Source organism: Bradyrhizobium sp. 187 (assembly GCF_023101005.1).
In the GTDB taxonomy this organism is placed as follows: domain Bacteria; phylum Pseudomonadota; class Alphaproteobacteria; order Rhizobiales; family Xanthobacteraceae; genus Bradyrhizobium; species Bradyrhizobium canariense_D.
On record NZ_CP064694.1, the window covers coordinates 520,638 to 539,270 of the forward strand.

Annotated in this window: 14 protein-coding genes and 3 pseudogenes; 6 read left to right on the top strand and 11 right to left on the bottom strand. The window is 59.6% G+C overall.

What is annotated here, in order from left to right; genetic code table 11:
* Nucleotides 1-7 precede the first annotated feature (7 nt).
* Complete coding sequence (locus IVB19_RS39595) at nucleotides 8-1,522, bottom strand: NAD-dependent succinate-semialdehyde dehydrogenase (RefSeq protein WP_247822023.1); 1,515 nt, start codon at nucleotides 1,520-1,522, stop codon at nucleotides 8-10.
* A gap of 158 nt (nucleotides 1,523-1,680) precedes the next feature.
* Here IVB19_RS39595 and IVB19_RS39600 point away from each other — a divergent pair, with 158 nt between their 5' ends.
* Nucleotides 1,681-2,157, top strand: a complete 477-nt coding sequence (locus tag IVB19_RS39600; protein WP_247822025.1) for an Lrp/AsnC family transcriptional regulator — start codon at nucleotides 1,681-1,683, stop codon at nucleotides 2,155-2,157.
* 583 nt (nucleotides 2,158-2,740) lie between these two features.
* Nucleotides 2,741-4,420, top strand: a complete 1,680-nt coding sequence (locus IVB19_RS39605) for an MFS transporter (protein WP_247822026.1) — start codon at nucleotides 2,741-2,743, stop codon at nucleotides 4,418-4,420.
* 106 nt (nucleotides 4,421-4,526) lie between these two features.
* Here the strand turns inward: IVB19_RS39605 and IVB19_RS41000 are convergent.
* Nucleotides 4,527-5,634, bottom strand: a pseudogene (locus tag IVB19_RS41000) (transposase).
* A 325-nt stretch (nucleotides 5,635-5,959) separates the two neighbouring features.
* A complete protein-coding gene (gene ald / locus IVB19_RS39625; RefSeq protein ID WP_247822028.1) occupies nucleotides 5,960-7,072 on the bottom strand; it encodes an alanine dehydrogenase in 1,113 nt (370 codons plus the stop codon).
* A 520-nt stretch (nucleotides 7,073-7,592) separates the two neighbouring features.
* Between ald and IVB19_RS39635 the strand changes: the two genes are divergently transcribed.
* On the top strand, nucleotides 7,593-7,862 hold the full coding sequence (locus IVB19_RS39635; protein ID WP_247822032.1) for a transposase: 270 nt from the start codon (nucleotides 7,593-7,595) through the stop codon (nucleotides 7,860-7,862).
* A 900-nt stretch (nucleotides 7,863-8,762) separates the two neighbouring features.
* Here IVB19_RS39635 and IVB19_RS39640 read toward each other — a convergent pair.
* Nucleotides 8,763-9,881, bottom strand: a pseudogene (locus IVB19_RS39640) (ABC transporter ATP-binding protein); the annotation flags it as partial.
* A pseudogene (locus IVB19_RS39645) lies at nucleotides 9,877-10,578 on the bottom strand (ABC transporter substrate-binding protein); the annotation flags it as partial. The pseudogenes IVB19_RS39640 and IVB19_RS39645, both read right to left, overlap by 5 nt.
* 411 nt (nucleotides 10,579-10,989) lie before the next feature.
* On the opposite strand from IVB19_RS39645, the gene IVB19_RS39650 reads away from it, so the two are divergent.
* The 3 genes from IVB19_RS39650 (at nucleotide 10,990) to IVB19_RS39660 (ending at nucleotide 13,893) form a co-directional block, all read left to right on the top strand.
* Nucleotides 10,990-11,715 carry a LuxR family transcriptional regulator gene (locus IVB19_RS39650; protein WP_247822034.1) on the top strand — a complete coding sequence of 242 codons (726 nt, stop codon included), beginning with the start codon at nucleotides 10,990-10,992 and terminating at the stop codon, nucleotides 11,713-11,715.
* A 518-nt stretch (nucleotides 11,716-12,233) separates the two neighbouring features.
* A complete protein-coding gene (locus IVB19_RS39655) occupies nucleotides 12,234-12,866 on the top strand; it encodes an acyl-homoserine-lactone synthase (RefSeq protein WP_026233906.1) in 633 nt (210 codons plus the stop codon).
* 73 nt (nucleotides 12,867-12,939) lie between these two features.
* Nucleotides 12,940-13,893 (top strand): LysR family transcriptional regulator, encoded by a 954-nt coding sequence (locus tag IVB19_RS39660; RefSeq protein WP_247822036.1) that lies wholly within the window; start codon nucleotides 12,940-12,942, stop codon nucleotides 13,891-13,893.
* On the opposite strand, the gene IVB19_RS39665 is transcribed toward IVB19_RS39660, so the two are convergent.
* The 6 genes from IVB19_RS39665 to trbK-alt are packed head-to-tail and all read right to left on the bottom strand — an operon-like array spanning nucleotide 13,866 to nucleotide 18,631.
* Complete coding sequence (locus tag IVB19_RS39665; RefSeq protein ID WP_018459932.1) at nucleotides 13,866-14,108, bottom strand: DUF2274 domain-containing protein; 243 nt, start codon at nucleotides 14,106-14,108, stop codon at nucleotides 13,866-13,868. The two genes, IVB19_RS39660 and IVB19_RS39665, sit on opposite strands and share 28 nt — an antisense overlap.
* Before the next feature lie 5 nt (nucleotides 14,109-14,113).
* Complete coding sequence (locus IVB19_RS39670; protein WP_247822038.1) at nucleotides 14,114-15,319, bottom strand: TraB/TrbI/VirB10 family type IV secretion system protein; 1,206 nt, start codon at nucleotides 15,317-15,319, stop codon at nucleotides 14,114-14,116.
* Nucleotides 15,316-16,290 carry a P-type conjugative transfer protein TrbG gene (gene trbG / locus IVB19_RS39675; protein WP_247822045.1) on the bottom strand — a complete coding sequence of 325 codons (975 nt, stop codon included), beginning with the start codon at nucleotides 16,288-16,290 and terminating at the stop codon, nucleotides 15,316-15,318. Before trbG ends, IVB19_RS39670 begins: the two co-directional genes overlap by 4 nt.
* Before the next feature lie 2 nt (nucleotides 16,291-16,292).
* Nucleotides 16,293-16,973 carry a conjugal transfer protein TrbF gene (gene trbF, locus IVB19_RS39680; RefSeq protein ID WP_247822046.1) on the bottom strand — a complete coding sequence of 227 codons (681 nt, stop codon included), beginning with the start codon at nucleotides 16,971-16,973 and terminating at the stop codon, nucleotides 16,293-16,295.
* A gap of 47 nt (nucleotides 16,974-17,020) precedes the next feature.
* Complete coding sequence (trbL, locus tag IVB19_RS39685; protein WP_247822051.1) at nucleotides 17,021-18,256, bottom strand: P-type conjugative transfer protein TrbL; 1,236 nt, start codon at nucleotides 18,254-18,256, stop codon at nucleotides 17,021-17,023.
* A gap of 3 nt (nucleotides 18,257-18,259) precedes the next feature.
* Nucleotides 18,260-18,631 (bottom strand): putative entry exclusion protein TrbK-alt, encoded by a 372-nt coding sequence (gene trbK-alt / locus IVB19_RS39690; protein WP_247445028.1) that lies wholly within the window; start codon nucleotides 18,629-18,631, stop codon nucleotides 18,260-18,262.
* Between the last annotated feature and the right edge of the window lie 2 nt (nucleotides 18,632-18,633).

The window sequence follows — 18,633 nt, forward strand, 5'->3', positions numbered from 1 at the left end:
TGTCTCCCTAAACCGCTAGATCGCCGAAGCAGACGTATTTCAGTTCCATGTATTCCGTTAACCCGTGTCGTGACCCTTCGCGACCGAGTCCTGATTGTTTCCAGCCCCCGAACGGGATGGGCGGTCCCGTGAATGAAGCCGTGTTGACACCGATCATGCCGCACTCGATTTGCTCAGAAAGTCGGAGCGCTCGGCGCAGACTGTCCGTATAGACATATCCAGCAAGCCCCATTTCATTCGCGTTGGCTCGGGCTATGACCTCTTCTTCAGAATCGAACGGCAGTACGGCTGCGACGGGCCCAAAGGTCTCTTCGCGAGCAATTCGCATGTCTTCCGTGACTTCGCTGAGCAGCGTTGGAAGGACGAAGTTGCCACCTAAGCTCGTGTCGTTTTTCGATGTGAAAATGCGGGCTCCCCGCTGTGTCGCGTCATCGATCTGAGCGCGGCATTTTTGGGCAACAGACAACTTGGTCATGGGGCCAATGTCAGTTGCGGGCTCCAGGCCATGCCCGACTTTGAGTTGGGCCATTGTTTCGGCAAATGCTTCAACGAAGGCGCCATAGATGCCTCGTTGCACATAGATGCGGTTAGCGGCCAAGCAATCTTGGCCGGAAGTAGCGAATTTAGCTGCGATTGCGCCGCCCACGGCCTTCCGAACGTCGACGTCGTCGAAGACTAGAAAAGGGGCATGCCCCCCCAGTTCCAACGACACCTTCTTAACGTTCTCGGCCGCACCTCTGAGAAGGAGCCGACCGACCTCGGTAGAACCTGTAAACGATAGAGCGCGAATTCGTGCGTCGCTCAACAAGGGTCGCGAAAGCTCGATCGGATCACCGACGAGCACCTGAAGCACGCCTGGCGGGAAGCCAGCCTGCTCGCCAAGTCTCGCAAGGGCGAGTGCAGACAGTGGAGTTTCTGGTGCAGGCTTGATAACAATTGGGCAACCGGCAGCAAGAGCGGCCCCAGCCTTTCTTGTGATCATCGCGATTGGAAAATTCCAGGGGGTGATCGCGGCTGCGACCCCTATTGGCTGCATCCGCACTTGAAGCAGGCTACCAGCCTTGTGGCTGGGAATCGTCTCTCCGTACGCACGCTCCCCCTCTGCTGCAAACCATTCAAGAAAGCCCGCGCCATAGGCTATTTCCTGCCGTGCCTCAGCCAGCGGTTTACCTTGTTCGCTCGTCACCAGGATCGCGAGCTCTTCTGAGTGCTCGAGCATCAATGAGGCCCAAGACCTAAGAACCGCTCCTCTTTTTGCTGGGAGCAATTCTCGCCAGGCGGGAAATGCCCGCTCAGCCGCGGCGATTGCCACCTCCATCTCTGCGGCGGTACAGCGAGCGACGTCCGCGATGCCTTCCCCCGTCGCGGGGTCGATCACCTGAGTTCGCTCTCGGTCCGCAACCCATCGGCCGTCGACCAGCGCCGCTCCCACCAGGAAATCGCGCCGTCGTAGCGTTTGCAGATGCCGAGTAGCAAGGCCGGCAGAATGGGCGCTTTGGTGCACAGTCGCCTGAAACGTCATGTGTGGGTCACGCACGGTCAATTCTTGAAATGATCGAGGAATTCAGGATAGTGGTAATGTACAAAGATTTGCGCCGCATTTCCCTGCCGCCTGGAGGATTTCCTGCGGCGCGCATGGGTTTGGCGACGGAATGCACCTGAAGTACGCTGGAGCGAAGCATGCAATACGATCGGATCGACGCCCGCATCCTGGAGATCGTACAAAAGAACAATCGTTTGACATCCGAGGTCATCGGCGAGATGGCCGGCCTTTCTGCTACGGCCTGTCAACGCCGCTTAAAGAGACTGCGCTCTGATGGAATCATCGAAGCTGATGTCTCCATTGTTTCGGCCAAGGCGGTTGGAAGGCCCATTCAGATGCTTGTCTTGGTGAGTCTCGAGCGAGAGCGCTCAGACATTATCGACAAGTTTAAGAAGGCGATCAAATCGTCTGCGGAGGTCGTCAACGGGTTCTATGTCACGGGCGATGCCGACTTCGTTCTCTACATTACAGCCCGAACTATGGAGGACTACGAGCAGTTCACCCGGCGTTTTTTTTACGAGAACCCTGACATCAAGGGGTTCAAGACGATGGTTATCATGGACCGCGTAAAGGCCGGGTTTGCTATTCCGATCGAGTCGCCGTCCGAGGAATAGCGCTGTTCCTTCGCGAAGGTTTTCGTCGCGCACTCGCGCAGAACGCCTGAAACAATCAGCTGGCTGCACTATCCTGAGTCGCTCAATGCGGTCAGTGCTGAGCAGGTGTGGGTTGCATCTTAGCCGCCTCAGCCAATCATCCACTCTCTGGCGAGACGATGCAGCAACTAGGAACTCGGCGGAAGTTCATCTGCGGTTTGGCTGGCAGAATAGCTCGCCTTGCTTTGGCTGATTGTGGCGGCAAGTTCGCGGTTCAGATCGCACAAACAGCATCGGGGTCGCTGCGAACAGAATGCGCCGCGACCGAATTGAGTCATCTTGCAGGTAGACGCCTCCACCTTGACGGGGTTGGTCGTTCCAAACAAGTCGCTGCGCGATGGGTCCGGTCGTCGGCGCTTGCAGCTATAGAACGAGAGGCGCCCTGTCGCGCGCGAAATAGGCGAGACTTCGTTGGAGGGCCAACTCCGGCGATTGGACTGAGCCATAAGGAGTTTATTTCTCGGCTGCGCAACTCACGATGCGCTCTTGGTTTGCACCAAGAGCGGCTTCTCAATCCGAGCCTAGAGGCAACAAAGAACCCAAGATGACTCAGTCGTTGAAGGCCCCGACGTTTAGCCCCGATGGAATCACAGCTCCGCTCCGCGAACTGAATTTCCGACGGATCTGGCTGGCTAGTGTACTTGCCAATCTGGGCGCCCTGATTCGGAGCGTCGGCGCGGCCTGGGCGATGACGCAGATGACGCCGTCAGCTGATAAGATCGCGCTGGTGCAGACCGCTCTGATGTTGCCGGTGATGCTGATCTCGATGCCCGCGGGCGCCATTGCCGACATGCACGACCGACGCATCGTGGCCCTAGTGTCCGTCGGTATCGCGCTCAGCGGCGCGGCGGCACTGACAGCGCTTGCTTGGCTTGGCCTGCTTACGCCAAACCTGTTGCTGATATCGTGCTTCGTTGTGGGCACCGGAATGGCGCTGATGGATCCTGCGTGGCAGTCTTCGGTCAGCGACCAAGTGCCACCGGAGACACTTCCGGCCGCGGTGGCGCTGAACAGCATCAGCTACAATATTGCGCGAAGCGTGGGGCCGGCCATCGGCGGAATCGTCGTGGCAACGGCGGGCGCGGTAGCGTCCTTCGCGCTTAACACGCTGTTTTATGTTCCACTAATTCTGGCTCTTTTTCTATGGAATCGTGATTCGGAGCCGAGTCGTCTGCCGCCAGAGCGGCTTAACCGCGCGATCCGCTCGGGCGTGCGTTACATCATCAATTCGCCGTCCATCAAAATTGTACTCGTTCGTTCAATGGTTATGGGCGTGATCGGCGGCGGGATCATCGCGCTGATGCCCCTTGTAGCTCGCGACCTACTGCAGGGTAGCGCACAGACATATGGCATCATCCTTAGCGCCTTTGGTGTCGGTGCGGTGGTTGGCGCGCTCAGCATTACTGCCATACGCAAGCGTATGAGCGGGGAGTCGGCAATCCGCGCCTGCGCGTTGTCAATGAGCGGAGCAATCACCGCGGTAGCGCTGAGCGGCGCGCCGATATTGACGGCGATAGCGTTGTTCCTCGCAGGTGCTGTGTGGATGATTGCTTGGGCTCTTTTTAACATCGGAGTTCAATTGTCAGCTCCGCGCTGGGTCGCTGGCCGTTCGCTTGCGGCCTATCAAGCGGCTGGATCGGGCGGGATCGCCATTGGTAGCTGGGGCTGGGGTTATCTGGCTGACGACACAGGTGTGCAAACTGCGCTCCTGATCTCAGCTGGCCTGATGCTGGCATCACCGATTCTCGGTGTTTGGCTGCGCATGCCGCGCATCAGTGCTCGTGAGCAAGACGCCGAGATGTTGGCCGACCCCGAGGTTCGGCTTAGACTTTCCAGTCGCAGCGGGCCCCTTGTGGTTGAGATTGAGTATCGTGTGGAGCAGGAGAATGCACGGGCCTTTCACAAGGTGATCCAGGACGTCCAGCTGTTCCGACAGCGCAACGGCGCGTATGGTTGGTCTATCGCGCGAGACATCGCTGATCCAGAATTGTGGACCGAACGCTATCACTGCCCGACATGGCTGGATTACCTGCGACAGCGCAACCGCTCGACCGAGTCAGAGCGCGACCTGGATCGAAAGGCTGCCGCTTTCCACAAAGGTCCGAAGCCCATCCGCGTCCGCCGCATGCTGGAGCGTCCCTTTGGGTCGGTTCACCGGAAAGAGGATGAACTCGATCGTGTTGCGAAGGAAGCGGTGCACGGTCAAGGGCTGATTCGGAGCTGAGGAACTAGCGCAGCGAGACCGGACTGGCGGAAACGAGCAAGAAGTCAAAGGCTGCGGTTTCGAAAAGGTTCAACACAGGGTCAGGCGCCCGTGACAGCCGAGCCGGTCAGGCGGCGGCGTTTGCGGGCTGACGGTCGGTCGGTTTTGCGATGACCTCGATGCCATCGGCGAATGTCGCACTGAGAACGAGTTTTGGTAGCTGGTCGTGACTGTCGAGACGACGCCCGCGTTTCTGCGCGCCTTCGGCCAGTTTGAAGACCATCGCGAGCGCGGTCTGTTGGACAGACAGCCCTTCGACCGGATGGTGCGGTCGTATTTGGGTGTGTAGCTCTCGATGAAGGCATCGAACGCTAGTTCGGCTGTGGCCTTGGTTTCGGCCATCCATATCTCCTCCAAGGCGCTTTTGGCTTTTGGCCTTCGGCTGCTGGCTCTTTGGCAGGTTGGCGAGCACGTTCGCGGTCTTGTGCACCCAGCAGCACTGTTCGCGCGTTGTCGGCCAGACCTCACCGGCCGCCTTCAACAAACCCGAGTGTGCCATCGGCGATGACGAGCCGCGGTGCCACGTCGATCCGGTGCTGCTTCATGAGCAGTAGATCGCGCCAGTCGTGCACGCTCTCGCGGGCGCGATCGGAGAAGGCGACCGGTTCGTTGCTGCTGCTGCTCCTGCCCATTCGTTACCTGAAGGAGATTTCGACCGGCGACTTCTCCGAGGCGCTGGCGGCTCGGCAAGAATGCTGCTGGGTCGTCCGAACCCGCCATCGGCCACCGGAAGGATGGCTGGTCGAGGAGCAAGACGCGTAGCAGAAGCGCGATCTGTCGGCCGGGCGCTACGTTTACATCTGGGCTGACGGCATCCATCTGGAAGCTCGGATCGAAGACGAAAAGCTCATCTTAATCGACTTCGACCGGCGTACGTATGGCGGCAGGATTGGGGGCGAGAACCGGATAAAGCCATAATCGCCGGCCCCGGCCTCGCGATCGCGTACACGCCTCCTGGCGCACGGCGACCAGGCCGAATGCGGTCATCACCTCGCGCTCCGGCAGGTGACCGTGGCGGCCCACGCGCTGGTCGCCGTCCGCGGTCTTCAAATCGGCATGCTTCCCGAGAATGACAGCGAGCTCGGCCTCGGTCGCCGTCGCAAGCAGGGTACGAGGACCGTTGCGCAAGATTGCGGTGAGTTGATTGTCGAGATTCCTGGCTGAATCAGCTTGATAGCGTTATCGTTTGACCCGCCATATCACTCCTTCGGTGGAGAAATGGATGCGTCAAGCACCCCCACGATATGCCGCCTTTCCGATTCCTTCCGTCACCAACTTTCAGCGATAGCTCCCGACGAGATAATTTTAGCAACAATAATGGTGTTCCTAAAGCGGCGCACTCTCTCGAGCCGATGCCCTCGGCAGTATCTGACGGTGCGCTGGGATGCTGAACAATTTGCAGGTGTCTAGCGGTTCGCTCCCGTGGATAAAAAAGGGCCACTCCCGAAGGAGTGGCCCGCCAAGTCAGGGAGGAAATGCCCCCTAGGGAGGCCTCTGGGATCAGGCCGCAGCCTGTTCGATTGGGGAGAATGGCAGCTTTAGACTCTCGGCTACGGCCTTATAGGTCAGACGGCCGCGATAGACATTGAGACCGGCGCGCAGATGAGGATTTTCAAGAATGGCTGCAAAGCCGTTATTGGCTAGAGACAAACCAAATGGGAGCGTTGCGTTGTTCAGAGCGTGGCTGGACGTAAGCGGGACAGCCCCCGGCATATTGGCCACGCAGTAGTGAATGACACCGTCTACTTCGTATGTTGGATCAGCATGGGTCGTGGGATGCGAGGTTTCGAAACAGCCGCCCTGGTCAATGGCGACGTCAACGATCACAGAGCCTTTGCGCATTGAACTCAGCATTTGGCGGCTGACTAACTTTGGCGCACTCGCTCCCGGTACAAGCACGGCCCCAATGACAACGTCTGCCGAAAAAACCTCTTCTTCAACGGAGTCGATCGTCGAGAACTTAGTGCGGGCGCGCCCCTGGAACAGCTCGTCCAGCTCGCGGAGCCGGGGTATAGATCGGTCAATGACTGTGACCTCGGCACCAAGGCCGATAGCCATGCGCGCGGCATGCGTGCCGACAACGCCGCCGCCGATGACGACGATCCGGGCCGGCTGAACGCCCGGAACGCCACCGATCAACAATCCGCGGCCCCCCGTATAGCGCTTCAGTGCCGTACCGGCTGCCTCGATTGCAAGTCTACCCGCAACTTCGCTCATCGGCGCGAGCAGCGGCAGGGCGCCCTGTGCATCCGTCACGGTTTCATATGCGACGGCTGTGCACCCAGAATTCAGCAGCCCATTGGCTTGGTCCGGATCCGGGGCGAGATGTAGATATGCAAAAAGGATCTGATTTTCTCGGAGCTGCACCCATTCGGAAGGCTGTGGCTCCTTGACCTTTACGATCATCTCGCTCGATGCAAATACCTCGCGAGCAGAGTCCAAGATCGTAGCGCCAGCCCTGCGGTAGTCATCATCAGTAGATCCAATGCCGGCCCCCGCATTAGTCTCGACCTGCACTTTGTGGCCAGCGGTCACATATTCGCGGACGGCTCCAGGCGTCAGACCCACTCGGTATTCATGTGTCTTTATTTCCTTGGGAACACCCACCTTCATATGCATCTCCTAACTGGATGCGCCCTTGTAATCAGAAACAGACACGATCCTGCGTCAGATAAGGTGAAATCGCGGAGAAATGCGGCGTTGTTCCTCGGTTTGTGCAGGATTTCGAACCCGGTAGAGCGGCGGGATGACCGCGCCATTTCGGTTGTCACCACCATAAGCAAATCAATGCTAGATCTGCTTGTTACAAACGCGGCTGGTCCGCGCGCATTTGTGTCGGCGCCAACCACGCCGCGGTGCCGTCGAGCTCACGAGCAGGATCGGTCGGACGTGGCAGCTCAATGCGCCGCGTGGAAACCTGAGATCGACGTCCACGGGATGGTGTTCATCGACGAGAAGGGAGCCTTGAGCAAGACGGCGCGGCGCTATGGCCGTTCGCCGTACGGCTAGGGCTGTGTCGCAGCGTTCCCGCATGGTCATTGGAAGACAACGACTTCGTCGACGCGCTCAGATGGCATGGCTGCTCCGATTGTTTTTGACGGGTCCCCTGCATGGTCTGGCAGTCGAGGCTTACATGACGCAAGTCCTCGTGCCGACACTCAGGCTCGGCGTCATGGTGGTGATGGAGAGTCTCGCAGCACACAAGCTGGCCGAAGTCGGCATCGCAGTCGAGGCGGCTGGTGCCAAGCTCCTCTATCCGCCGCCTTATTCGCCCGACCTCAATCCGATCGAACTGGCCTTCAAGCTCAAAGTCGCCCCTGCAATACTGACGCCCGATCAATCGAGTCTTTGGACAACGCTATCGCCCTCGGCCTGGCCGCCTTCACCGCCCAAGAATCTCTGAACTTCTTCGCCGCAGGAGGTTGTGATCGTGTCTGACCACAATCTGGTCTCTGGCTATCGAAGCTGAGAATTAAAGTGGTGAGGAGAGTCAAAAGTTGACGCGCGGACGGCGAGATGAATCTGGAAGAGGTGGTGATAGGAGGCCATCGCCTGAATAGTTCAGATCGTACGCTCCGGCCCTTTGTGTCTTCTATTGCCGACACTAGACTAGACAGTTTGACTGAGCCAGCAACTGATTGATGAGCTTGTCCTGCTCTAACGTTTGATCGACCATGGCGCCATGGTCTGGCCTCTTGCAGATCGCGTGCGAGACCAGTGTCGCCTAGTCGCCACGTGGGAGTCAGCAGAATGAAGGCATCGATCGCGCTCATCCACCCGGACGCGCATTCGTCGGAGAGCGTGCTGCAGGTCCTCAGCTCGGGAAATAAGAGAATCGCGACATATTTATACCGCTTCACGTCGAATCCCTCCAAGTGTCTGCGCTGGATCATCGGCCTCATAGCACGCGCCGCTTCTTCGAGCCGACGTACTGTGTTTGATGGGTCGACATACATTCTTGCTGTACTCGACGGCTCAAATGGCCGGCTCGGTATTCGTCACCGTCGTGCCCTATCTCCTGGAGAAGCGCTGCCGTCGCGTCGACCACTTGCGGCACTTCCGGCTCGCGGTCGACCTTGCCCCAACTGGTTCTCACGAACCAGAGCCCAGAGAGCCCGTGGGCTGGATTCCCAGAGTGCCCATCCAGCTGCTCTTCCGAAGACGGTTTCCATTTTTGCGGCCGGGCTTCGGCGGCCCCGATGTCTTGCAGAGGAAAGGCAAGCCTTAGAAAAGCGCTCCGTCCGCCCCCCAACACCCTCACCAACTTATGTTCTTAATCGGCGAGTTGATTCAGCTCGATGAGCTAGCATCGTTCGATCACAGCAGCAGGATGGGCCGCGATATTGCGGGTACCGGCTCTGTATTCCCGCTGGAGGTGCTCGAGATCTGCTGCGCGGATGTGGCAACGGATTACATGGCCGGGCTCCGCTTCAATGAGCGTGGGCTCGGCCGTCTCACAAATTTCCCCGATCTTTCGCGGGCATCGACTCTGGAAGGAGCATCCTGAAGGCGGGTTGGCAGCGGAAGGAATTTCGCCAGATAGCCGAATGCGGGAGTTGTTGTTACCATTGAGGGTGTGGACGGCGGAAAGGAGCGCCTCGGTATAGGGGTGGTTTGGTCCTTCGAATACGCGCTCCGATGGTCCCATCTCCATAACCCGTCCGAGATAGAGTACGGCTATTCTGTCTGAAAGATAGCGCACAACGCCAAGATCGTGAGAGATGAAGATGTAACTGACCGCGCTGGCCCCCTGGAGCTCGGCGAGAAGATTTAGGATGGCGCCCTGCACAGATACGTCGAGCGCCGAGGTAGGTTCGTCGCAGACCACAACTCGAGGATCACCGGCGAAGCTTCGGGCAATGGCCACGCGCTGCTTGAGCCCGCCCGAGAGCTGGCGGGGGCGTAGAGCAAGATGTCGAGGAGTCAGGCGGACAGCCTCCACAAGCGCGTTTAGACGGCTAGACAAGTCGACGCCACGAAAGCCGCCGAGCCTGCGCAACGCGCGGCCGATAATGCGCGAGACAGAGTGGGAGGGATTTAGTGCGGAATCCGGATTCTGGAAGACGATCTGCACCGCCTTGACCTCGTCATCGCGGCGCTGGCCGAGACTGGGAGCAAGACGCTTCCCGTCAAGCTCGATTGTCCCGCCGAGATCAGGCGGCCCCAAGCCTAGAATCATTCGAGCCAGCGTTGTCTTGCCGGAGCCGGACTCGCCGACTAAACCAAGTGTTTCCCCCGCGTGCAGGCTTAGCGAGACATCGGATACCGCACGGATCGCATAGCTGCCCTGTCCGAAAGTCTTCGAGAGATTGCTGATCCGAAGCGCCGGTGTGCCGCACGCTGCGGGTTTCTGTACAACCAAGTTTGTTGTGCTGCGCGGAAGGTCGCCAGCCCGATCGGGGTAGTGGCAACGCACCAAACGGGCCTGTGCCGTCCCAGGTCTTCTCGAATTCGCCGGCATAGCTCGCGGGCAGAATGATGACGTTGAAGTTGCCGGAGGACACCAAATAGGGGAAGTTGCCGTTCGGAGCGTCTAGATGGAACTCCACCGTGTAGTCGTCCACCTTTCGGGTACCGCCCTTCTGCAGGACGCCCCTGAAAAACGTGAGCGCATTCCCGGGATTTTTCGGATCGGCCAAGCGGTCGATCGTGGCGACCACATCCTCAGCCTTCATCTCGCCGCCAGAATGGAACTTGACCCCCTTGCGCAAGGTGAACGTCCAGACGCTGCCGTCCTGATTGGGCTTCCAGCCTGTCGCAAGGCAGGGCCTAAGTACGAGGTCCGGGCCGTCGATGCAGAGGAACTCGCCGACCTGCTGGAGCAACACCATCGAGAGGAAGGGTCCCCGTGTTGGGTCGATCTCACTCGTCGGCGTATTGCATGCGACGCGCATCGTGGCGCCCGGTTGGACCGCGGCCCTGACGGCCGACGGTGCTGCTCCGAAACCAGCGGCCAGTGTAGCTCGCCTAAGAAAAGGCAGCGACAGCCCAAGCAAACTGCCGTGCCGCAAGAACTCTCGGCGTCCAACACGGCCCTCGACATGACCATCGATCAGATGATTCTCGAGAGGAGTGAGGCCGAAGCGAAGACCATCGAGCAAGTTAGCGTTTCGCGTCACGGCGATTCCCCCTTTCATAGTATCGAGCAGCAGCAGCTGGCCGTTCTCTGCGACCGCTTTGTGGGACATACACCCGGCCCCATGCTACTGGATGTAAAAGAACCTATTTGATGGATCTTTTCCGGCTTATTTCAGCTCTCCAAGCCGACGATCCGCGCAAGCGCATCATTTTGCGCGTTTTAGAGGCGCCGCCTCCGTCGTGATCGCTGGAAAGGACGTCACCCGGATGATCCGTAGGCTGGTTACAACGTATCATGACCACCCTCTCGATCTCTCGATGTCATCGTGGGGCGCAGGAAGGCCCCTGAGGCAGTTCGGGAGTTCGGCGCGATCGTTCGAAGACGAAGCACTTGCAACGGCGCCACATCCAGAGATAGTATTCCGTTGGAATAACGCTCCCCGACGGCCAAAATGAACCGGACCATTCAGACGTTCATCGATCGACTGATCGAAAGCAGAGACCATAACGCTCTGCAGCAAAGTATGGCGGAAGTCGCCAAAGCCCTGAACCTATCTTCCTTCGCCTACCTCCGACTCCCTAAGAAGGAAGGCGGTGATCCCAAGCTGATTTCAACATACCCGCCCTGCTGGACTACACATTACCTGCAGCGCCGCTATGAAGACATGGATCCTGTGGTTCGTCACGCGATGATCCATACTCAACCGTTTCGATGGGGGCCCGGGTCGGGACCGCCAGTGCGCTCGGACTCTGAGAGAGAGTTGTTCGAACAGGCAAGCAGGTTCGGTATCCGGCACGGATACACCATACCAATTCACGACAGCAGAGGTGAAATAGCCATCATAACATTTGCGATTGACACGAACCGGGCCGGCTTCGAGCGCTCCATAAGGGAACGCGGCAGTGTTCTGGAAGTGATCGCCTGGTATTTCCATGCGCATGCACGACAAAAGCTTACGCCCGACCGTTTGATCGATGGCGTCACGCTGTCTCAGCGCGAGCACGAGTGCCTCGAGTGGTCCTCTCAAGGAAAATCGATTGCCGACATCGGAGTCATCCTGGGAATTTCACGGAGAACCGCCGCGTTTCATTTGGATAATGTTCGAGCGAAGCTCGGGGTTCGCACGATTTGCCAGGCGGTGGCGCGATTGGCGCAGAACAATTCACAACGAAAGTAGGCGCGTTTGCCCCTGGGTTTCCCGCCGCACAACTGCCGCCGCGTGGGAGTCCCGCCAGAAGACGCGGCCGCACCACTGGTCCTTGGTACGCAGGCACTGAGCGCAACGTCGTGCTATGCCATGATGATTCATGAGCATGCCGGCTGCCGAGCCGTTGTCAGAGCCAGGGCGGAGGACCGAGCCAAGGCCGGTCAGGAAAAATGTCGGGGGTAGGATCCGCTCGCCAACTGCATCATGGCCGGCCGTGAGGCTGAGGCTTATTCTGAGTGCGCCCGGCCGTACGTGAAATGTCGGCTCGCCACGGCGACCATTTCGTCCTCGCGGCTATCGGCCACATTCCGCGTGTTAAAGACTTGAAAGAAGATCGTTGTTGGCACGAATTGCCGGCCCTCACTGGGCGGCCAGAAGAAACAATCAACATCATACTCGAAGCAAAATGGTCGCGCACCTGTGCACCTGCACAGGTGGAGGGTACGCAGGATTGTGCTTTACTTTGCGAAGCAAGCACGGAGGTGGCAATGATGCTCCTGATTAAGCCAGAATATTACGGCGAGTTTGTTGAGGAGCTGGCCGAGATGCACCGTCTGCGCTATCGAGTGTTCAAGCAGCGTCTTGAATGGGAGGTCCAAGTGAGGGGGGACATGGAGGTCGACGCGTTCGATGTCGTTCGGCCTGTTCACTTGCTGCTCCGGTCGAGCGAAGGCCGGCTTCAGGGTTGTGTCCGTCTTCTCCCCTCGACCGGCCCTACGATGCTGAGAGACACTTTCCCGGTTCTTCTGGACGGGCAACCGGTGCCGCGGAGCGAGAAGATCTGGGAGAGCAGCCGTTTTGCGCTCGACATTCCCCCCGACGCGCCGAAGGCAGGTGGCGGACTTGCTGCTGCGACTTACCAGCTTTTTGCAGCGATGATCGAATTCGGCCTCTCCCTTGATCTCTGTAATATCGTCACCGTCACCGATGCCCGCATGGAGCGCATTCTTCGGCGCGCTGGCTGGCCTCTTTGCCGGATTGGGAGATCTCGGGCACTCGGCAACACGTCGGCTGTTGCCGGTTACCTGGAAGTATCGACGGGTGCGTTGGAACGTATCCGTCAGGCGGGGCAGATCTCAGGTCCAGTGCTCTGGGCGCCTGTCGTCCGAGCCGCCGCGTAGGCATTCGAGCAAGTCCGAAGCTTTCAACATGGCTGCGCACTAAGCCGGCAGCCACTCTCGCTCGTTCCTCAAGATGCGCAATTCCCGCGGACGAAATCTTTCGCTTCAAGCCCACAAAGCCGTGGAACTGAAGCACTTAAGATCGGCGGTGGCTGCCGCGGATTGCGGTAGCTTTCGTGGAGCCGCCGACTTGCTGGGATCGCAACAATCGAGCCTTAGCCGAATAATCAGCGAGTTTGAGCACCACTTGGGCGTTCCAATTTTCGAGCGCTTCAGCGGAGGTGTGCGCCCAACGCGGCCCGGCCGCGACGTTCTTCGGTTATCCAGGACCATCCTGGAGGAGTTCGGCGCACTCATCGCAACCGCGCGATCCGTCCACAACAGCGAAACCGGCCGTCTGAGCGTCGGTTTCTGCACATCACTTTCGGCCGGCAATCTGCAAGCGTCCCTACTCGAGTTCAAGCAGCGCTTCCCGCAGAGCGCTCTTGCAACGGTTGAACGATCACGGACACGTTTAGCAGCGGCACTTCGCAACGGATCGCTTGATCTCCTGATCGTCACGGGGAGCTTGCCGCTATTGGACAATAAAGCCATGTCTCTGTGGAGCGAGCGTGTTCTCGTTGCCTTGCCTCATGACCATCCTCTCAGTTCCCGCGAAACTGTCTACTGGACCGACCTGCGTGGTGAGACGGTGCTGCTCAGCCATTACGACCCCGGAAAAGAGCTCGAAGATCTTCTGGTTTCCAAGCTGGTTTCGCCGGAGGCTCGCCCAAAAATCGAGCGCCATGACGTCAGCCGCGGCATCATCAAAAGCCTGATCAGCATGAACACAGGAATAAGCCTCGTGCTCGAGTCTGACATAGGCGCAAATTTTGCGGGCCTTGTTTACCGGGAGCTGCGCGACGGCGCGGGTGCGAGCCGGCTCGAGTTTTCTGCGTATTGGCGCGCCGACAATGAAAACCCCGCGCTACACGAATTCCTGAAGTTGCTCTCCCAGCGCTACCCCTCGCCTTCTGCTGGTCGCTGACCCGCGCGGCGCGCCTTCCGGAAGCTCCGGTCAGCTGCCATGAACCGGGCCAGCATGGGCGCGATAAGTTTGGCTGGATCTCCGATCGGCTGCTGGGTCTCGTGTGCAAGGATCTCGGCATATGCCACGAGATCCCTGTGCACGCTCGCGGGCAGTTCATGCGTAATTTTGATCGGCTTGTCGTCTTCGATTGCGCCGAGCTTAAGCTTGGCCATCGTCCTCACCCCCTATACGGTTCGAGCACCAGGTCACGGTTGACGATCACCCGCACCGGAAATCCCGGACGAATCGTCAAAGTTGGCTGAATATTGAGATTGCGGCGGACTATCTGCTGGCCCGTTTGATTGATCGAATCCCCAGCTCCACGGCGGAGCGCGGCAATGAGATCGCTGTTGGTATTGCCGCTATCCGCGCCGGAATTCACCTCCGTGCCGACGGAAAGCAGCGTCGAAAGAGCGGCGGCCCCCAACAATTCCTTCCAATGATTGTCGACTTCGTCCTCAAGACCAGAGTAGCCTGCCGCATCTGCGCCGGGCTGCCGTTCCAAAACGATCGACCTCCCGTTCGGCATGATAAGGCGCGTCCAGACCAGGAGCACGCGCGACTGCCCAAATGCAACCTGGCTGTCGTAGCTTCCGATCAGCCTTGCTCCCTGGGGGATAAGGCGAGCTCGCCCGGTAGGAGAATCGTACACCGATTCTGTGACTTGCGCCGTGATCTGGCCCGGCAGGTCGGAGCGGATTCCTGTGATGAGAGCGGCCGGAATGACCGTTCCGGCCTGAACGACAAAAGGCGATGCCGGCCTCACAAGGCGATCGGAGCTTGTCGTTCGGCGGTCGACTGTTGCACTGACAAATGCAAGCTTTCGGTCTTGGCCATTCTGAGCAAATGCTTCGTCGGATGATGGCGCGGCGCTCGATCGGGCTTCGCTCGACGAGGTGGCAGGGGCCTGTGGGCGGACATTGGTGCTGGCAAATACCTTGCTGGTCCGTGCCGCCTCGCTCTCCTGCGTGACACGCTGCTGTTCGGCATCGATACCAAGGGAGCTGGATGTCGAAGACCCCTGTGCTGCGACGATCGGGCGGCCGAGATCACCGGGCAAGGGCGGCCCCAGGCGCGGCACGTCCTTCGGGATCTCGGTGTAATCCTTTGGTAAGGTCGCGAGCTGATCGGCGAGATTGTGGCGGTCGGTGGCGTAAAGCTCCTCAGGCGCTGAGACACGAGACCGTTTCTCCTGCAGCGCCCAGAGCACCGCGCCGGTGATCAGCACGAGCACCAGGGCGCTGACGCCAATCAGGACCTTTCGCGAGAGGCGGGCCACTTGTGGAGGATCCGGCCGGAGGCGCAGGGCCTCGGCGATCTCTTCCGGCGGCCTGGCCCGAGCCGGTTCCTTTGGTGTATCGATCGCCTCGTCACGATCGTTCAAAGCGACCTCCCGTCAGTTCGCACGATCCTGACCTTCTGCTGGTGCTCCTCGCCGAGCCGCAGCTCCGCGGCCGCGAACAGCCGGTCAACAATCAATACGTTTCCGTACGCGCGGTAGTTGACAAGCTCGGTTTTGCCGTCGGGTCCGATCACGAAGAGCGGCGGCATCTCGCCCTGACTGACGCCGGGGGAGAATTCGATATAAGTTTTTCGGCCGTCATCATAAGCGTTGACGGGACGCCACGGCGGGCTGTCGCCCTCGATCGCGTAACGGTACCGGCGCGCCGGCAGGTCCGGAATAAAGGGTGCCGGCGGTAAAGCCCGAGTTCGCTCGCCACGATCCGCCGGATAGAACCAAGCGACCGAGGGCATATAGGGCTTTTCTTTTGCGCGAAGCTCGATCAAGTAAGTACGACGATCAGTATTGACGACGAGGTTGGTCTCGATCAAGGGACGGGTTGGCTTGACCATGATGTGAACGCGGCGGCTGTCGCCACTCCCACTTTCGGTGTCGCCGACCACCCAGCGCACAGTATCGCCCGCGGCGACGGGTCCCGAGCCGATCAGCTGCTCACCGGGCTCAAGGGCAATGTCCGTAATTTGTCCCGGCGCGGCATAGATCTGGTAGAGCGCGCCCGGACTATAGGAAAACACTTGCACCGCATTGTAGTAGCCCGCTTTGCGAGGCTGCACACGTGCAGCGTCATTTGCGGTTTCGATACGCTCGACAGGCTCTTTGGCCTCCGCGGTCTTGCCGCCGCGCGCCGCCTTCCAGATCGGCGGCAGATGCAGCGGTCGCGGCCGGTCATCGGCAAGCGCGGGCAAATCCGGGGCCGGCGGGAGCTCGTTGTCGTAGCTGATCTGCGGCGGCCTGAAACTCGTGCAGCCGCCGAGCGTCGAGAGACAGATAAGAAGAGCTAGAGGCAAGCGCGGCTGCGTGTGTCGCGACGCAATGACGATATCTGACGGCATGGTTAGCCGAGCTCCTTTGACCAGTTGATCGCGTTGACATAGATGCCGAGGGGATTTTTGCGCAGGCGATCCAGATCGCGAGGCATTTCCACGATGATGGTGAGGATCGCAGTCCACCGTTCGGTTGCGGCAAGTTGGCCGTTGTCGTAGCGGCGTTCGATCCAGGCCAGACGAAAGCTCTCAGGCGAGGCCCGGATGACGCTCGAGAGTTCGACCGCGACTTGCGTCTTGCCGAGCTTGGCAAACGGATCGTTGTTGCGGGCATAATCATTGAGCGCTGCGGCACCGCGATCCGTCGTGAAATCATAGGCGCGCAGCCAATTTTCGCGAAGCACGATGGCGTCCATCGGCAGACCACGCACATGCTCGACGAATCGCGCCAGGTGAAAAGCGACTTGAGGGTCGGTCGGTTGGTAGCTGGCATTTGCCGCAGCGACAGTCTTGGCTTCCCCCAATTGATCGACCTCAACCACCCAGGGCGTGATCGTCCCGTGTGCGGATTGCCAGACCAGGGCGGCGGCAAAACCAGCGGACAAGAAGAGGCAGGCAAACGCCATCAGGCGCCAGTTTTTGGCCTGGACGCGCGCAGACCCAATGCGATCATCCCAGACCTGGGCGGCGCGTTGATACGGAGTGACAGGTTCCGGCATGCGGCCATAGTGAACGGCCGATCGTTTGAACATTGTTTGACCTCAAGCTGCTCAGCGATGGAAATGGTCGATGTGAAGCGTCAGCGGTCCTGTTGGGAGAGGTCGACAGATCCGCCCCCTCCGCCGTGATCGCCCGAACGGATCGCGTGGGTAGCCGCCGATGCGCCATGGCTGATCGTCTGCCCCCGCTTCATCCGGCGAACCCAGGGGGGCGCGTCGGAAGCCGCGGCGGAAGAGTCCCCCTCTTCCCGACCGGCATGGCTCGAGGATCCACCAAGACCAGCGGCGAGAGAACGTAAAGGACTAGCCGCACCTGACGCACTTGCCTCTGCGCCGGACATGCTCCCCGCCCGCGACACGCTCACCGTACCACTTGCAATCGCGCTGCCTCCACGTGCCGCGCCAGCAATCGCGCTGCCCGCGAGACCGGCCGCGCCGGCGGCAAGACCTGCGCCAGCCGCAACAACGCCAGCGGCGGCGAGGCCCGTCCCGACGGCGCTCCCGGCGCCAAGCTGCGGACCTCCGGAGACGATGCCGTTGGCGACACCGGGCCCGAAAATCCCGAGCCCCAGAAGTGTGAGCGCACCGAGCACCAGTGCCATCGCGTTCTCGATGGTCGGCTGGTTGCCGCCGAAGCCTGCCGTGAACTGCGAGAACAAGCTCGAACCGATGCCGACAATGACGGCAAGGACCAGGACCTTGACGCCGGAGGAAATGACATTACCCAGCACGCGCTCGGCCGCAAAAGCGGTCTTGCCGAAGAGGCCAAAGGGGATCAGAACGAAACCCGCAAGTGTCGTCAGCTTGAACTCGATAAGCGTGACGAAAAGCTGGATGGCGAGAATGAAGAAGGCTAACAGCACCACAATCCAGGCGAACAGCAGGACCACGATCTGCACGAAATTCTCGAAGAAGCTGACATAACCCATGAGCCCCGAGATCGAGTCGAGGATGGGGCGGCCGGCATCAAGCCCCACTTGCGCGATCCGGCCCGGCCGCAGAAATTCTGCCGATGACAGGCTTGTGCCTGAGGCTTTTAGCCCAAGGCTTGCAAAGCTTTCGAAGACGATGCGCGCAAGGCTGTTCCAGTTGCCGATGAGATAGGCAAAGACGCCGACAAACAATGTCTTCTTGACGAGCCGGGCAAGAATCTCCTCATCAGTGCCAAAGGACCAGAACAGGCCCGCGAGCGTGAGGTCGATCGCGGCCAGCGTCGTAGCGAGATAGCCTACTTCGCCTCCGACGAGGCCAAACCCGGAATCAATGTAGCGGGTGAAGATTTCCAGGAACTGATCGATGACGGAGGTACCACCCATGGCTCACTCGGTTTGGCTTGGAATGGAGGGAAAACCGGACGGGTGGCGACTTTCGTCCTTGCGCGGGACAGGAGAGAGGAATGGCGCCGCGCCTGTCCGGCTGTCCGGATCACCTGTCGATCTACTTCCTGCCAAAAACTGCCTGCGCTGCTCGGCCCAAATCTTCTGGCATTCCAGGAGAGTCTCTTTCTGCTCGTAGGTGACGGTACGGCATTGCTCGAGCTTTGCCGCGGTCGCATCGGGTTTTGACGCGAGATAGACGGAAGATTGGGTCGCGCTCCCGTCCTCACCCAACCGAATGGCGCAGACGCCAACCACCAGGACAGCAAGACCAAGCGCTGCCGCGGCGGGCAGTCGTTCAAGTTGTTTCTTCATGA

Bases quoted from the DNA above. Each gene is read 5' to 3' on its own strand.
- IVB19_RS39595 (WP_247822023.1), bottom strand. From the start codon at position 1,522: ATGACGTTTCAGGCGACTGTGCACCAAAGCGCCCATTCTGCCGGCCTT.
- IVB19_RS39600 (WP_247822025.1), top strand. From the start codon at position 1,681: ATGCAATACGATCGGATCGACGCCCGCATCCTGGAGATCGTACAAAAG.
- IVB19_RS39605 (WP_247822026.1), top strand. From the start codon at position 2,741: ATGACTCAGTCGTTGAAGGCCCCGACGTTTAGCCCCGATGGAATCACA.
- ald (WP_247822028.1), bottom strand. From the start codon at position 7,072: ATGAAGGTGGGTGTTCCCAAGGAAATAAAGACACATGAATACCGAGTG.
- IVB19_RS39635 (WP_247822032.1), top strand. From the start codon at position 7,593: ATGACGCAAGTCCTCGTGCCGACACTCAGGCTCGGCGTCATGGTGGTG.
- IVB19_RS39650 (WP_247822034.1), top strand. From the start codon at position 10,990: ATGAACCGGACCATTCAGACGTTCATCGATCGACTGATCGAAAGCAGA.
- IVB19_RS39655 (WP_026233906.1), top strand. From the start codon at position 12,234: ATGATGCTCCTGATTAAGCCAGAATATTACGGCGAGTTTGTTGAGGAG.
- IVB19_RS39660 (WP_247822036.1), top strand. From the start codon at position 12,940: ATGCGCAATTCCCGCGGACGAAATCTTTCGCTTCAAGCCCACAAAGCC.
- IVB19_RS39665 (WP_018459932.1), bottom strand. From the start codon at position 14,108: ATGGCCAAGCTTAAGCTCGGCGCAATCGAAGACGACAAGCCGATCAAA.
- trbG (WP_247822045.1), bottom strand. From the start codon at position 16,290: ATGCCGTCAGATATCGTCATTGCGTCGCGACACACGCAGCCGCGCTTG.
- trbF (WP_247822046.1), bottom strand. From the start codon at position 16,973: ATGTTCAAACGATCGGCCGTTCACTATGGCCGCATGCCGGAACCTGTC.
- trbL (WP_247822051.1), bottom strand. From the start codon at position 18,256: ATGGGTGGTACCTCCGTCATCGATCAGTTCCTGGAAATCTTCACCCGC.
- trbK-alt (WP_247445028.1), bottom strand. From the start codon at position 18,631: ATGAAGAAACAACTTGAACGACTGCCCGCCGCGGCAGCGCTTGGTCTT.